General features: G+C 69.8%; 12 protein-coding genes. 8 read left to right on the top strand and 4 right to left on the bottom strand.

Going from position 1 to position 13,493, the window contains the following annotated elements:
• The first annotated feature begins 62 nt into the window (after positions 1-62).
• Positions 63-368 (top strand): 4a-hydroxytetrahydrobiopterin dehydratase, encoded by a 306-nt coding sequence (locus OG623_RS04300; RefSeq protein ID WP_362890678.1) that lies wholly within the window; start codon positions 63-65, stop codon positions 366-368.
• Positions 369-449: 81 nt separating this feature from the next.
• On the opposite strand, the gene OG623_RS04295 is transcribed toward OG623_RS04300, so the two are convergent.
• A complete protein-coding gene (locus tag OG623_RS04295) occupies positions 450-1,067 on the bottom strand; it encodes a TetR/AcrR family transcriptional regulator (protein WP_406144414.1) in 618 nt (205 codons plus the stop codon).
• An 85-nt stretch (positions 1,068-1,152) separates the two neighbouring features.
• Between OG623_RS04295 and OG623_RS04290 the strand changes: the two genes are divergently transcribed.
• Entirely contained in the window at positions 1,153-2,094 is a 942-nt protein-coding gene (locus tag OG623_RS04290; RefSeq protein ID WP_406144412.1) for an aldo/keto reductase, read from the top strand.
• 275 nt (positions 2,095-2,369) lie between these two features.
• Here the strand turns inward: OG623_RS04290 and OG623_RS04285 are convergent, their stop codons facing one another.
• Positions 2,370-2,564, bottom strand: coding sequence for an aldo/keto reductase (locus tag OG623_RS04285; protein WP_406144410.1), 195 nt, complete (start codon positions 2,562-2,564; stop codon positions 2,370-2,372).
• Between OG623_RS04285 and OG623_RS04280 the strand changes: the two genes are divergently transcribed.
• Positions 2,485-3,297 carry a TetR/AcrR family transcriptional regulator gene (locus OG623_RS04280; protein ID WP_406144409.1) on the top strand — a complete coding sequence of 271 codons (813 nt, stop codon included), beginning with the start codon at positions 2,485-2,487 and terminating at the stop codon, positions 3,295-3,297. The genes OG623_RS04285 and OG623_RS04280 overlap by 80 nt on opposite strands.
• A gap of 86 nt (positions 3,298-3,383) precedes the next feature.
• Here the strand turns inward: OG623_RS04280 and OG623_RS04275 are convergent, their stop codons facing one another.
• A complete protein-coding gene (locus OG623_RS04275) occupies positions 3,384-4,433 on the bottom strand; it encodes a LacI family DNA-binding transcriptional regulator (protein ID WP_406144407.1) in 1,050 nt (349 codons plus the stop codon).
• A gap of 407 nt (positions 4,434-4,840) precedes the next feature.
• On the opposite strand from OG623_RS04275, the gene OG623_RS04270 reads away from it, so the two are divergent.
• The 5 genes from OG623_RS04270 to OG623_RS04250 all read left to right on the top strand — a co-directional run bounded on the left by OG623_RS04270 (position 4,841) and on the right by OG623_RS04250 (position 12,437).
• Complete coding sequence (locus OG623_RS04270) at positions 4,841-6,127, top strand: ABC transporter substrate-binding protein (RefSeq protein WP_406144406.1); 1,287 nt, start codon at positions 4,841-4,843, stop codon at positions 6,125-6,127.
• Positions 6,128-6,133: 6 nt separating this feature from the next.
• Positions 6,134-7,114: a carbohydrate ABC transporter permease gene (locus tag OG623_RS04265; RefSeq protein ID WP_406144405.1), complete on the top strand. Its 981-nt coding sequence runs from the start codon at positions 6,134-6,136 to the stop codon at positions 7,112-7,114.
• A complete protein-coding gene (locus tag OG623_RS04260; protein WP_406144403.1) occupies positions 7,111-7,971 on the top strand; it encodes a carbohydrate ABC transporter permease in 861 nt (286 codons plus the stop codon). Before OG623_RS04265 ends, OG623_RS04260 begins: the two co-directional genes overlap by 4 nt.
• Before the next feature lie 83 nt (positions 7,972-8,054).
• Positions 8,055-9,308 (top strand): glycosyl hydrolase, encoded by a 1,254-nt coding sequence (locus tag OG623_RS04255; protein ID WP_406144401.1) that lies wholly within the window; start codon positions 8,055-8,057, stop codon positions 9,306-9,308.
• A gap of 99 nt (positions 9,309-9,407) precedes the next feature.
• Positions 9,408-12,437, top strand: a complete 3,030-nt coding sequence (locus OG623_RS04250; protein WP_406144399.1) for an alpha-mannosidase — start codon at positions 9,408-9,410, stop codon at positions 12,435-12,437.
• Between the two features lie 69 nt (positions 12,438-12,506).
• On the opposite strand, the gene OG623_RS04245 is transcribed toward OG623_RS04250, so the two are convergent.
• On the bottom strand, positions 12,507-13,343 hold the full coding sequence (locus tag OG623_RS04245) for an aldo/keto reductase (RefSeq protein ID WP_406144398.1): 837 nt from the start codon (positions 13,341-13,343) through the stop codon (positions 12,507-12,509).
• Positions 13,344-13,493: the final 150 nt, after the last annotated feature.

The following is a 13,493-nucleotide window of genomic DNA, read 5'->3' as shown; positions in this document are numbered from 1 at the left end:
CCCGGACCGTAATCTCACGGGCACCGTCGACCAACCGCATCGATACGCGCAGGAGCCGCCGTATGCCCACCGAACCGCTGTCCGCAGCCGAGATCCAGGACGGTCTGCGCGAGCTGCCCGGCTGGCGGCTGAAGGGGGACCGGATCATCCGGACCTATCGGCTGCCCTCCCACTTCGCCGCCGCCGGGCTGACCGTCCATGTCGCGCAGATCCAGGACGAGCTCAACCATCACTCGGATCTGACGCTGGGATACAACACGGTGGCCCTCGCCGTGAACACGCATGACGCGGGTGGCGCAGTGACGCACAAGGACTTCGAGCTGGCGGCCCGGGTGGAGGCCGTCGCAGCCGGGCACGGCGCGGAATAGCGGAGTAGCGGGAGCGCGGTGCGGACCGGTCGGCCCGAGCCGGGTCGGTTTCCCGAGCCGGTCGGCTTCCGGTCCGGTCCGCTACTTCTTCCCGCCCGCCGAGTACCGGAGCGCGTCGACGACCAGGTCCAGGAGCTGGCCGGTCTTCTCCGGCGATTCGCTTGCCGTGGTGGAGAGGAAGACCCCGAGCAGCATCATCGTGATGTCATCCGGCTCGACGTCTGCGCGCAGCGAACCTGCACGCACACCGTCGGCCAGGAATGTCGCGATGGTCCGGGTGATCCGTTCCCGGGTCGCAGGCGTGGCGATGCTGCCCGAGGCCCAGCCCGCACGCAGCGTGGCGGACATGCCGCGCTTGACCTGGAAGAACGCCGCGTATCTGTCCATCCACGCCCGGAGTGCGGCTTCGGGAGGTAGCTCGGCGAGCAGCGTGGGCGCGCTGGCGACGACCTCGTCCAGCTCGGCGGAGTAGACAGCCTCCACGAGCGCCTCACGGGTCGGGAAGTGCCGGTAGAGCGTGCCGATCCCCACACCGGCCTCTCGGGCGATGGCGTCCAGGGGCACGGTTTCGGCCGTCGAGGCGAAGGCGGCACGGGCGATGGCGAGGATCCGGTCGCGGTTGCGCCGCGCGTCGGCGCGCACAGGCCGGCCGGAACCTGCCGTGGTGCCGCTCGTGGCCGGCGTTCTGGACTCTGACAAAGCGGAGGGCCTCCGTTTACTGCTAGGCTGCAATAAGCGGAGTAGCTCCGCTTAGCCCTATCGTCTCACGAGAACGGGACCCGTCATGGCCTCTATCACCCGATCTCTCCAGCACACAGCCTCCGGCGCGCCGCGTGCGGGCGGGCCCGGACAGCTCGCGGGCCGCACCGTCTCCCGGATCGGCTTCGGTGCGATGCAGCTCGAACGTCTGAGCGGTGACCGCAAAGCGGCCGTGGCGCTCCTGCGCCGCACCGTCGAGCTGGGGATCGACCACATCGACACCGCTCAGTTTTACGGCCACGGATTCGTCAACGACGTCATCCGGGAAGCCATCCGCCCCAGCGACGACGTCATCGTGGTCAGCAAGGTCGGCGCCACCCCCGACCCCGGCGGCCCCTACCCCATGCGTCTCGCGCAGCGTCCGGAAGAGCTGCGAGCCGCCGTGGAGGACAATCTGTCCAGCCTCGGCATCGAGCAGATCCCCCTCGTCAACCTGCGCCGCGCGGACCGTGGGCCAGGTCTGCGCGCCGAGGGCGACCAGGTCGTCGGCATCGACGACCAGCTCGCCGTCATGACCGCCCTGCGCGACGAGGGCAAGATCGGCGCGATCGGCCTCAGCAGCGTCACGGATGACAAGGTGCGCGCGGCCCTCCCCGCGGGCATCGCCTGCGTGCAGAACGCGTACAGCCTGCTTTCGCGCGGCGACGAGGACATGCTTCGGCTGTGCCTCGCCGAGGACATCGCGTGGGTGCCGTACTTCCCCCTCGGCAGCGCCTTCGCCGGCATGCCGAAGGTGTCCGATGAGCCCGCCGTGATCGCTGCCGCCCGCGACCTGGACGCCACGCCCGCGCAGGTCGGTCTGGCCTGGCTGCTCCGCCACGCCCCGAATCTGCTGCTGATCCCCGGCACGGCCGACCCCGAACACCTGGAGGCGAACGTCGGCGTAGGGGCGATCACGCTCGACGATGCGACGACCGCCGCGCTCGACGCCATCCCGTCCAGGACGGGGGACATCATGCGCGACTGAGGGACGGGAGTCGAGAGTTGGGGAGGGGAGACTGGGAGCGGAGTGAAAGGTCTCAGTGTTCCCCTCCCGGCCTGGGGTGATCTGTGTCAATGGGGCAAAAAAATTGATCGTGGGCGGTCGGCGGCGTAGGGCGGTTCATCCGGTGGCGTCGTGGTGCCGGATTGCCCGGGCGTGTGATTCGGCTGGTTCGTTCCCGCCCCGACCGCCCCTTTTTGCGGGCGCCCGCTCATCGGCGCGGTCCACTCAACTGCGCCGACCGTACTGCCCCTCGACGATCATTCGCCGGTTGAGGGTGTGGGCACGCCGAGGACCGCCTGCGACTCGTCGACGAGTGCGGTCAGGCCCGCAACCTCGGTGTCGGTCAATTGCCCTGCGACTTCGGAAGCCGCGATGTTGGACCGCAGGTGGTCGGGATCGCTCGTGCCGGGGATGACGACGATGGAGGGCGAACGGCGCAGCAGCCAGGCCAATGCGATCTGGGTCGGTGCGGCGCCCAGGCGCTCTGCCGGGCCGGTCAGTTCCGGCCGCCGGCAGATCCTGGAAGTCGCAGCCGAGCTCCTGGAGCGGAAGGGTGCCCAGGCGCTGTCCACCCGCGCCGTCGCCGCGGCGGCAGGTATCCGGGCCGCCTCCTTGTACCAGCTCTTCGGTGACAAGGACGGGCTGCTTTCGGCGCTGGCCGTCCACGCGTTCGACGTCTACCTGGCGCAGAAGCACACCCTGGCGTCGAGCGGCGACCCGGTCGACGACATGCGCCGCGGATGGGACATGCATGTCGACTTCGGCCTGGAACACCCCGCGCTCTACCTGCTGATGTACGGAACCGACCGCCCCGGTCGGCGTCCGCCTGCCGCGCGGGAGGCTCAGGAACTGCTCATGGCGTTCCTCGGCCGCGCCGCCTCCGACGGCCGTCTGCGCGTACCGCCCGTCCTTGCCGCCCACCTCACACTGGCGGCGGTGACCGGCGTGACGCTCACCCTGATCGGCATCCCCGAGAGCGAACGCGACCCGGAGGTCTCACCGCGCATGCGGGAAGCGCTCATCGACGCCCTGACCACCGAAACGAGCCCGGTTCCGGACTCCACCCTCGCCGCTCGCGCCCTCGCGCTCGACGCCACCCTCAGTGGCGCGGATCCAGCGGCCGTCCCGCTCCGTCCCGTCGAGACCGCGCTCCTTCAGGACTGGCTCCAGCATCTCGCCCGCTAGGACGACGAGTCGGGCACCCGGGGCAAGGGGCAGATGGTCGGCAGATGACCGGGTGCGGGGCCGGGGCTCCGGCCTCCCGGCGTGGCTCACCCCGCCGACGCCGCGCCCACCCCGCCCCCGCCGTCATGTGCCGCTGCCGTACTGCCCCGCTCGATCAGCCGGGGGAGTGGGACCTGCACGGTGCGGGCGGGGCGGCCGTCGAGCAGTGCCGTCAGTTCCCGCGCAGCGAGACGGCCGAACGCGACCGGGTCGCGGGACAGTGCGGTCAGCCATGGCGCGGTCAGCCGGCAGAGGGCGGAGTCCTCCCACGACACGACCGACACGTCGTCGGGGACCGAGAGGCCGAGGCCGGCGGTGACGGCCGAACCCGCCGCAGCCATCACGTCGTTGTCGTAGATCAGGGCCGTCGGCCGGGTCGGCCGCTCCAGCACCCGCCTCGTGGCCGCAGCCCCCTCGATGTCGGAGTAGTCCGTGGTCACCGAGTGCGCCTCGGTCAGCCCGCGCCGGTCGGCCTCGATCCGCAGGGACCCGATGCGCCGGTCGGTGTGGGCGAGCGTGGGGAGGCCCGCGATGTGCACGATGCGCCGGTGACCCAGCTCGTGCAGACGGCCCACCACCGCGGCCATGGCCCCCGCGTCGTCCGCCCGGATCTGTGAGAGCCCCGGGTGCGGGCCCGTGTCACTGCCCGGAAGGGTACCGATGACGACGGCGTGCAGGCCCAGTTCGTCCAGGAGGGCGGCCCGGGGGTCGTCCGTACGCGGGTCGACCACCAGCACGCCGTCGACCCTGTTCTCGGCCCACCAGCGCCTGTAGACCGCGCACTCGGCCGCCACATCCTCCACCACCTGGAAGAGCAGGCCCAGTTGGCGCTCGGCGAGCACCTCCTGGATTCCGGAGATCAGCTGGAGGAAGAAGGAGTCCACGCCCAGGTTGGCCGCCGGGCGCGCCACGACGAGCCCCACGGTGGCCGACCCCTCGCCGGACAGGGCGCGCGCCGCCGTGCTGGGCCGCCAGCCCAACTGTTCGGCCACGCGCCGGATCCGGTCGCGGGTGATCTCCGAGACGCCGGGACGTCCGTTGAGCGCGAAGGAGACAGCGCTCTCCGAGACCCCCGCGCGTTGAGCGATGTCCTTCATGGTCGGCCGGCGAGCCGGTGCGCGTCTGGCCCGTGAAATGTCCTCGGCCGACGTCCCCTTCGGTGTCACCCGATGCCTCTCTCCTGCGATCCCCGTGATCCCCGTACGGGGACGGCGCGCTCGCCGGGCCCCGGGGCAGTGTATGCCGTGCCCGCCGCTGGGTCGATAGAAGTCAACGGACAACTAATGCGCTTGAGTTGCGGAACTCTAATGCGCTTTAGTGATGGAGCGCAACAGGGGTGGTGTACTCCTCTGACCTGCGCATATGCCGAAAGTTTAGTTCAACTTTCGATGAATGTATTGACTTTCCGGCGGGTGCCTTGCAGTCTCAGCCGAGCGAAGGCGGCCCGGGGTTCGTCACTCCGCCCGACTTCGCATGCCTGGTCCGAGCAAAGGAGCCGTTCACCGTGCGCATCTCCCGCAGAGCAGTCGCCGCTGCCGCCGTACTCGCCACCGTCCTGCCGTTGAGCGCCTGCGGGGGCGGCTCCGGATCGGACTCCGCCGACGCGTCGGGCAAGGTCGAAGGGAAGATCACCTTCCAGACCTGGAACCTCCAGGCGAACTTCAAGGACTACTTCAACGGCGTGATCGCCGACTTCGAGAAGAAGTACCCCGGGACCGAGGTCAAGTGGGTCGACCGCCCGGGCGAGGGGTACGCCGACAAGATCAGCGCCGACGCAGCCGGCGGCACCCTCCCGGACGTCGTGAACGTCTCGCCCGACCTGGTGGCTCCGCTGGCCCAGGCGGGGATAGCCCTGGACCTCGACAAGGCGGCGTCCAAGTACCGTGCCGAGTATCTGCCGGAGGCCTGGGCCAGCCATCAGGTGCCGGGCTCCGACGGCACGTTCGCGTTCCCCTGGTATCTCAACACCGGGCCGATGTTCTACAACAAGCGGCTGCTGGAGAAGGCCGGGCTCGACCCCGCGAAGCCGCCGACCACCTACGACGAGGTCTTCGACGCGGGACTGAAGCTGGCCGGATCGAGCGGCGGGAAGGTCGCGGCCCTCGCGAACGTGCCGACCATCGAGGACTTCGGCCGTTACGGCGGCGCGCTGATGAACGACGAGGGCACCGGCTTCGCCTTCAACGATGCCAAGGGCGTACAACTCCTCACCAAGTACAAGGAGTTGTACGACGCCAAGGCACTCGATCCGCAGGCGCTGACCGCGACCCCCGAGTCCTCGGGCCACAAGTTCCTCACGGAGTCCGTGGCGATGAACCCGGGCAGCGCGCTGGACCTGGACAACTTCAAGAAGCAGGCCCCCGGGCTCTACAAGAACATCGGCATCACCGACCAGGTCAGCAACACCGGCAAGGCCAACATGTACGTCATGGGCCTCATGGTGAACGCCCAGACGAAGCAGAAGCCCGCGTCCGTGGCCTTCGCCCACTACGTCACCGACGCGACCCGGCAGATGCAGTTCGCGAAGAAGGTCGCCATCTTCCCGAGCACCAAGGGCTCTCTCGACGACTCCTACTTCACCGACGAGGACGGCACGGACGAGACGCGCGTCCGGGTCGCCGCGGCCAAGTCGCTGAAGACGGCGGTCAATTACACGCCGGTCCTGTTCAGCGAGCAGATGAAGACCGAGCTCCGCAACCAGATCGCCAAGGCGCTCCAGGGGAAGCAGAGCCCCAAGGAAGCCCTTGACAACGCTGTCAAGGCCTGTGACCGGCTCCTGCAGCAGAGCTGAGAACTGATGAAATCCCCTGCCGCCCCCGGCACACCCGCCGCCTCCGCCACCTCCGCGACCCTGGCCGCCCCCGCCGCACATGCAACCGCGGCGCGCGGCGGCCGGCCGGTCCGCCGGATCACCCGCCATCTGCCCCTCAGCCCTTGGCTGTTCGCGGCACCGGGGCTGCTGGTCGTCGGCGCCTTCAGTCTGTACCCGTTCTTCAGCACCCTGGTCAACGCCTTCACCGACCGCCGGACGCTGGTCCCCGGCACGTTCGTCGGCCTGGACAACTTCCGGGAGCTGCTGCACGACGAGATGTTCTGGATCGGGCTCCGCAACAGCGCGCTCTACGTCCTGGGCGTCGTTCCCGCGCTCGTCCTTCTTCCTCTGCTGCTCGCCATGCTCGTCCAGCGGCACATCCCCGGCATCAGCTTCTTCCGCTCCGCCTTCTACACCCCTGTCGTGGCGTCCATCGTGGTCGTCGGTCTGATCTGGGTGTGGATGCTCGACGACCGCGGACTGATCAACTCCCTGCTGGAGGCCGTGGGCATCGGCAGGGTCGGCTTCCTCAGCGACCAGTGGCTGCTGCTGCTGAGCGCGATGACGGTCACGGTCTGGAAGGGCCTCGGCTACTACATGATCATCTACCTGGCTGCCCTCGCCAACGTGCCACGCGAGCTGCACGAGGCCGCCGCCGTGGACGGTGCCGGCGCGATACGCCGCTTCATCACCGTCACCGTGCCCGCCGTCCGCTCGACCATGGTGCTCGTCGCGGCGCTGGCCTCGGTGTCGGCCTTCAAGGTCTTCTCCGAGGTCTATCTGATGGCCGGCCCCTCCGGCGGTCCGGCCGGCGAGGACACCACCCTGGTGATGCTGGTCCAGCGGGTCGGCACCGGTCTGAGCGGGCGCGTCGGGTACGCCTCCGCCATCTCGGTCGTCATCTTCGTCGTCACCGTCGGGCTGATGCTGCTGGTGCTCCGCGCCGACCGCAAGGAGGACGCGTGAGCATCCTGAGGATCACCGACGCCGAGGGCCGCCGCATCCCGGCCTGGCAGCTCGCCCTGCGGTACGTGCTGCTGCTGCTCGTGCTGGCCCTGACCGTCGGGCCGTTCCTGTGGCAGCTGTCGACCTCTCTCAAGGGCCCGAACGAGGACATCTTCAGCTCCCCGCCGAAGTTCCTCCCCAGCGACCCCACCCTGGACAACTACACCCGGGTCGCCGACACCATCCCCGTCTGGGGCTACGCGCTGAACTCCCTGAAGGTCGCCGCCGCCAACGTGGTCACCAACTGCGTGGGCGCGGCCCTGGCCGGCTACGCGCTGGCCAGGCTGCGCTACCGGGGACGCCGGGCCGCCACCCTGGCGTTCATCCTCGCCATGCTGGTGCCCGTGGAGGGCATCATCATCGCGCAGTTCACCACCATGCGGGATCTCGGTCTCAACAACACCCTGCTCGGCGTGCTCCTCCCTGGGTCCATCGGCGCGATCAACGTCCTGCTGATGCGCAACGCCTTCCTGAACCTCCCGCAGGAGGTGGAGGAAGCCGCGTTCGTCGACGGTGCCAACGTCTGGCAGCGCTTCCTGCGGATCGCGCTGCCCTCCGTCAAGGGCACCCTCGCCGTCGTCGCGATCTTCGCCTTCATGGGTGCCTGGGACGACTTCCTGTGGCCGCTGATCGTGCTCAGCGACCCGGAGAACTTCACGCTGACCATCGGTCTGAACTATCTGCACGGCACCTTCGCCAACGACGAACGGCTCGTCGCGGCCGGCACGATCATCGCCGTCGCCCCGCTCATCGCGCTCTTCGCCTGTCTGCAGCGCTTCTTCTTCCGTGGAGTCGGCGAAGGCGCAGTGAAGGGCTGACTGCCCGTCACCCAGCAGTGGATGAACGGTCGAGTGGATATGACCGTACGCCCCCCCACCACAGAACCAGGATCACCCCTTTCATGAGCTCCACCGCGCCCCGCTTCGGTGCCAACTACACGCCCAGCCAGGGCTGGTTCCACCACTGGCTGGACTTCGACCTCGACGCCGTGCGCGCCGACCTGGACTCCATCGCGGGTCTGGGCCTCGACCACATCCGTGTCTTCCCGCTCTGGCCGCTCTTCCAGCCCAACCGCACCCTGATCCGTCCTCGCGCCGTCGAGCAGCTCGTCCAACTCGCCGACGCGGCGGCCGAACGCGGGCTCGACGTCAACGTGGACGGGCTCCAGGGGCACCTGTCGAGCTTCGACTTCCTGCCCGCCTGGACCCAGACCTGGCACCGCCGCAACCTGTTCACCGAACCGGACGTCGTCGCCGGCCAGGCCGCGTATCTGCGGACACTGGCCGGGGCACTCGCCGACCGCCCCAACTTCATCGGCATGACCCTGGGCAACGAGGTCAACCAGTTCTCCGGCAGCCCGCACCCCGACCCCGACCCGATCACCCCGGGACAGGCCGGCGACTGGCTGCGGACCCTGCTCGACGCCTGCGAGGAGGGCGCACCCGGGAAGCTCCATCTGCACGCGGAGTACGACGCCTCCTGGTACCAGGACGACCACGCGTTCACCCCGGCGCACGCGGCCCGGATCGGCGCGCTCACCGCCATCCACTCCTGGGTCTTCAACGGCACCGCCCAGCGCCACGGCCGTACCGGCACGGCGACCGAGCACCACGCGGCGTATCTGATCGAACTCTCCAAGGCGTGGGCGCAGGACCCGCACCGCCCGGTGTGGCTCCAGGAGGTGGGCGCCCCCGCCCCCTTGATCGCCCCCGAGCACGCCGCCTCGTTCACCGAGGCGACCGTCGCGAACGCCCTGGACTGCCCGGACGTGTGGGGTGTCACCTGGTGGTGCTCCCACGACGTCTCACGCTCACTGGCCGACTTCCCCGAACTGGAATACGGCCTCGGACTGCTGACCAACGACGGGCAGGTCAAGCCCGCCGGGCAGTCCATCGCCCGGATCGTCGAGGAACAGCGCGCCGCGCCCCACCGCCCGGCGCCGCGTACCACCGCGCTCGTCGTCGACACCGGGGACGACGCCACCGCGCCCCACCGCTCGGTGTGCGCCCCGGGTGGCCCGGTCTTCGAGGCGTTCGCCCGGCTCACCGCCGACGGCGCCCGCCCCACCACGGTCCTCGCGAGCCACGCCGAGGACCGGGACCACCTCGCCGCCCGTGCGATCACCGAGGTCGTCACACCCGGCCAGGTCCTGTGATCCCCTGATGTACGCCGCTTCACGGCGGCAGCGGAACCGCGCCGCAGGCCGCTGGTAACACACCCTCACCCGCACTCACATCCCTACGGAGTCACCCTCATGCACGACGACCGCAGCCTGGTCGAAGCCCGTCTGAAGCGCGTACTCGACGAGCGCATCAGGCCCGCCGTACACCCGGAGTCCGTACCGCTGGACGTCGCCGTCTGGAACGCCCCGGGAGAGCCCGTCCCGGTCGCCGAAGGCCTGGCAGGACCTGTCGAGCCCATCGCGGTCGGTGACCGGTGGGGAGCCCCCTGGAGCACCTGCTGGTTCCGTGTCTCCGGGACCGTCCCCGCGCACTGGGCGGGCCGCACCGTCGAGGCGCTCCTCGACCTGGGCTTCGACGAGAACATGCCCGGCTTCCAGTGCGAGGGCCTCGTGTACAGGCCCGACGGCACCCCGGTGAAGGGCCTCAACCCGCGCAACCAGTGGGTGCGCGTGGGGGCTCCCGTCGAGGGCGGCGAAGCGGTCCTGCTGCACATCGAGGCCGCGTCCAACCCCGTCATCCTGGACTACCACCCCTTCCTGCCGACCCGGCTCGGCGACAAGGAGACCGCCGGCGGCGAGCTCCAGTACACCCTCGCCCGGATGGACCTCGCCGTCTTCGACGAGCACGTCTGGAACCTCGTCCAGGACCTGGAGGTGCTGGGGGAGCTGATGGCGGAGCTGCCCGTAGAGGGCGCCCGACGCTGGGACATCCTGCGGGCGATCGGCAGGGCGCTCGACGCGGTCGATCTCCAGGACGTCAACGGCACGGCGGCCGCCGCCCGCGCGGAGCTCGCCGAGGTGCTCGCCACCCCAGCGCAGCCGTCCGCGCACCGCATCAGCGCGGTGGGACACGCCCACATCGACTCCGCCTGGCTGTGGCCGCTGCGTGAGACGGTCCGCAAGGTCGCGCGTACGACGTCCAACATGACGGCCCTGCTCGACGACGAGCCGGACTTCGTCTTCGCGATGTCCCAGGCCCAGCAGTTCGCCTGGATCAAGGAACACCGCCCCGAGGTGTACGCCAAGGTCAAGAAGGCCGTCGCCGACGGAAGGTTCGTGCCGTCCGGCGGCATGTGGGTCGAGTCCGACACCAACATGCCCGGATCGGAGGCGATGGCCCGTCAGTTCGTGCACGGCAAGCGCTTCTTCATCGACGAGTTCGGCATCGAGAACGACGAGGCGTGGCTGCCCGACACCTTCGGCTTCGCCGCGGGACTGCCGCAGATCATCAAGGCGGCCGGCTCCAAGTGGCTGCTCACGCAGAAGATCTCATGGAGCCAGACCAACAAGTTCCCCCACCACACCTTCCGTTGGGAGGGCATCGACGGCACGCGGATCTTCACGCACTTCCCGCCCGTCGACACGTACAACTGCTCCATGAAGGGCAGCGAGATCGCCCACGCCGCCGACAACTTCAAGGACAAGGGCGTCGCCCGCCACTCGCTCGCGCCGACCGGCTGGGGCGACGGCGGCGGCGGTACGACCCGCGAGATGATCGCGAAGGCCGGCCGGATGCGCAGCCTGGAGGGCTCCGCCACCGTCGAGTGGGAGAAGCCCGCCGACTTCTTCACCAAGGCCGAGGCGGAGTACCCCGACGCGCCGGTGTGGGTCGGTGAGCTGTACCTGGAGCTCCACCGCGCCACCCTCACCAGCCAGGCGAAGACCAAGCAGGGCAACCGCCGGAGCGAACACCTGCTGCGCGAGGCCGAGCTGTGGGCCGCGACGGCCGCCGTGCGGGGCGACTTCACCTACCCGTACGAGCAGTTGGACCGGATCTGGAAGACCGTCCTGCTCCACCAGTTCCACGACATCCTGCCGGGGTCGTCGATCGCCTGGGTGCACCGCGAGGCGGAGAAGACCTATGCGGCCGTCGCCGAGGAACTGAACGGCATCGTGGACGCAGCGCAGCGCGCCCTGGCCGGCGACCCCGCTGCCGGACACGAGCTCGTCTTCAACTCCGCCCCGCACGCCAGGGCCGGCGTTCCGGCGGGCGCGGCCGGCGCCGCACCCGTCGCGGGGGAGGGCCGGCCGGCCCCGCGCGAGGGCGGCGGTCACGTCCTCGACAACGGACTCCTGCGGGTCGAGATCGACGCCAGGGGCCTGGTCGTATCGGCGTACGACATCGGCGCCGAGCGCGAGACCGTCGCACCGGGGCAGGCCGCGAACCTCCTCCAGATCCACCCCGACTTCCCGAACATGTGGGATGCCTGGGACGTCGACGCGTTCTACCGGAACACCGTCACCGACCTCACCGACCTGGACGAGCTCACCCCCGTCGAGGAGGACGGCAGGGCCGGCGTGCGGATCGTACGGAGCTTCGGCGCGTCCAAGGTCACCCAGCTGCTGACCCTCACCGCCGGTGCCAAGCGCCTCGACATCGACACCGAGGTCGACTGGCACGAGACGGAGAAGTTCCTCAAGGCCGCCTTCCCGCTCGACGTGCACGCCGAACGGTACGCGTCCGAGACGCAGTTCGGGCACTTCTACCGCGCCACCCACACCAACACCAGCTGGGAGGCCGCCAAGTTCGAGGCGTGCAACCACCGGTTCGTCCATCTGGAGGAGCCGGGCTGGGGCGTGGCGCTCGTCAACGACTCGACGTACGGGCACGATGTGACCCGCACGGTGCGCACCACCGACGCGGGAACCACCACCACGGTGCGGGTGTCACTGCTGCGCGCCCCGCGGTTCCCCGACCCGGAGACCGACCAGGGCGTGCACCGCTTCCGGCACGCACTCGCGCCGGGCGCCGCGATCGGTGACGCGGTGCGTGAGGGCTTCCGCGTCAATCTGCCCGAGCGCCGCGTCACCGGCGAGCATGAGGTGGCACCACTGGTGACCGTCGACAACGACGCGGTCGTCGTCAGCGCGGTCAAGCTCGCCGACGACGCGAGCGGTGACCTCGTCGTCCGGCTCTACGAGTCCACCGGAGGCCGGGCCCGGGTACGCCTCACCACCGGCTTCGACGCCTCAGGCCTCGCGGTGACCGACCTGCTGGAGCGGCCGCTGGCCGATGTGACGGTGCCGGAGCTCACCGAGGAGGGCGTGAGCCTCTCGCTGCGCCCGTTCGAGCTGGTCACACTGCGGCTGGCCCGACGCTGAAGAACGGTGTGCGGGGGCCGGGACGACGTCCCGGCCCCCGCACACCGCTCACGGCTGTGAAGCCGGGGATCAGGCGCCGACGTTCATCTCGGCCGGGTCGGACCCGGTCCGCTTGCCCTCGTCGAGCGCGGCGAACGCCGCCAGGTCGTCGGCGTCCAGCTCGAAGTCGAACACATCGATGTTCTCCGCGATCCGTGACGGCGTCACGGACTTGGGGATCACCACATGGCCGGTTTGCAGATGCCAGCGGAGCACCGCCTGGGCGGGGCTGCGGCCGTGCTTCTGCGCGACGGCGACGACCGTCGGGACCTCCAGCAGGCCCTTGCCCGAGCCCAGCGGCGACCAGGCCTCGGTGACGATGCCGTGCTCGGCGTGCAGGGCGCGGGGGACGGCCTGCTGGAGCTGGGGGTGCAGCTCGATCTGGTTGACCGCGGGGACGACGGAGGTCTCGCCCAGCAGGCGCTCCAGATGCTCCGGGTGGAAGTTGGACACACCGATGGCCTTCGCCCGGCCGTCGGCGAGGATCCGCTCGAACGCCTTGTACGACTCGACGTAGGCGTCCTTGGCCGGCACCGGCCAGTGGATGAGATAGAGGTCGACGTAGTCAAGACCCAGCTTGTCCAGCGAGGCGTCGAACGCGCGCAGCGTCGAGTCATGACCCTGATCGGTGTTCCACAGCTTGGTGGTGACGAAGAGTTCCTCACGGGGCACGCCCGAGGCTGCGATGGCCTTGCCGGTGCCCGCCTCGTTCCCGTAGAGCGCGGCGGTGTCGATGCTCCGGTACCCGGCCTCCAGGGCGGTGGCCACCGCCGCCGTGGCCTCGGTGTCCGGTACCTGCCACACACCGAAGCCGAGCTGCGGCATGTCGAGGCCGTTGTTGAGGGTGATGGTGGGGACCTGGCTCACGAGCAGTCGATCCTTACGTTGTGGGGTGGGTGCTCCCGATCGGGCACGGGTGCTCCCCGGTGAACGATCGGAAAAGCCTAAGCATTCCCGGCCGTCGCCATCCGGCGAACCGGAGAAGAGCTGTGCAGGGGCGGCCCGTCGGAGGCAGCC

Source organism: Streptomyces sp. NBC_01012, from assembly GCF_045162755.1.
Lineage (GTDB): Bacteria > Actinomycetota > Actinomycetes > Streptomycetales > Streptomycetaceae > Streptomyces.
Note: the sequence above shows the minus strand (reverse complement) of the source record. Positions and strands in the feature narration are given on the sequence as shown.

What these genes read in the sequence shown, in the direction of transcription:
- OG623_RS04300 (WP_362890678.1), top strand. Translation starts at nt 63, where the DNA reads ATGCCCACCGAACCGCTGTCCGCAGCCGAGATCCAGGACGGTCTGCGC.
- OG623_RS04290 (WP_406144412.1), top strand. Translation starts at nt 1,153, where the DNA reads ATGGCCTCTATCACCCGATCTCTCCAGCACACAGCCTCCGGCGCGCCG.
- OG623_RS04280 (WP_406144409.1), top strand. Translation starts at nt 2,485, where the DNA reads ATGTTGGACCGCAGGTGGTCGGGATCGCTCGTGCCGGGGATGACGACG.
- OG623_RS04275 (WP_406144407.1), bottom strand. Translation starts at nt 4,433, where the DNA reads ATGAAGGACATCGCTCAACGCGCGGGGGTCTCGGAGAGCGCTGTCTCC.
- OG623_RS04265 (WP_406144405.1), top strand. Translation starts at nt 6,134, where the DNA reads ATGAAATCCCCTGCCGCCCCCGGCACACCCGCCGCCTCCGCCACCTCC.
- OG623_RS04255 (WP_406144401.1), top strand. Translation starts at nt 8,055, where the DNA reads ATGAGCTCCACCGCGCCCCGCTTCGGTGCCAACTACACGCCCAGCCAG.
- OG623_RS04250 (WP_406144399.1), top strand. Translation starts at nt 9,408, where the DNA reads ATGCACGACGACCGCAGCCTGGTCGAAGCCCGTCTGAAGCGCGTACTC.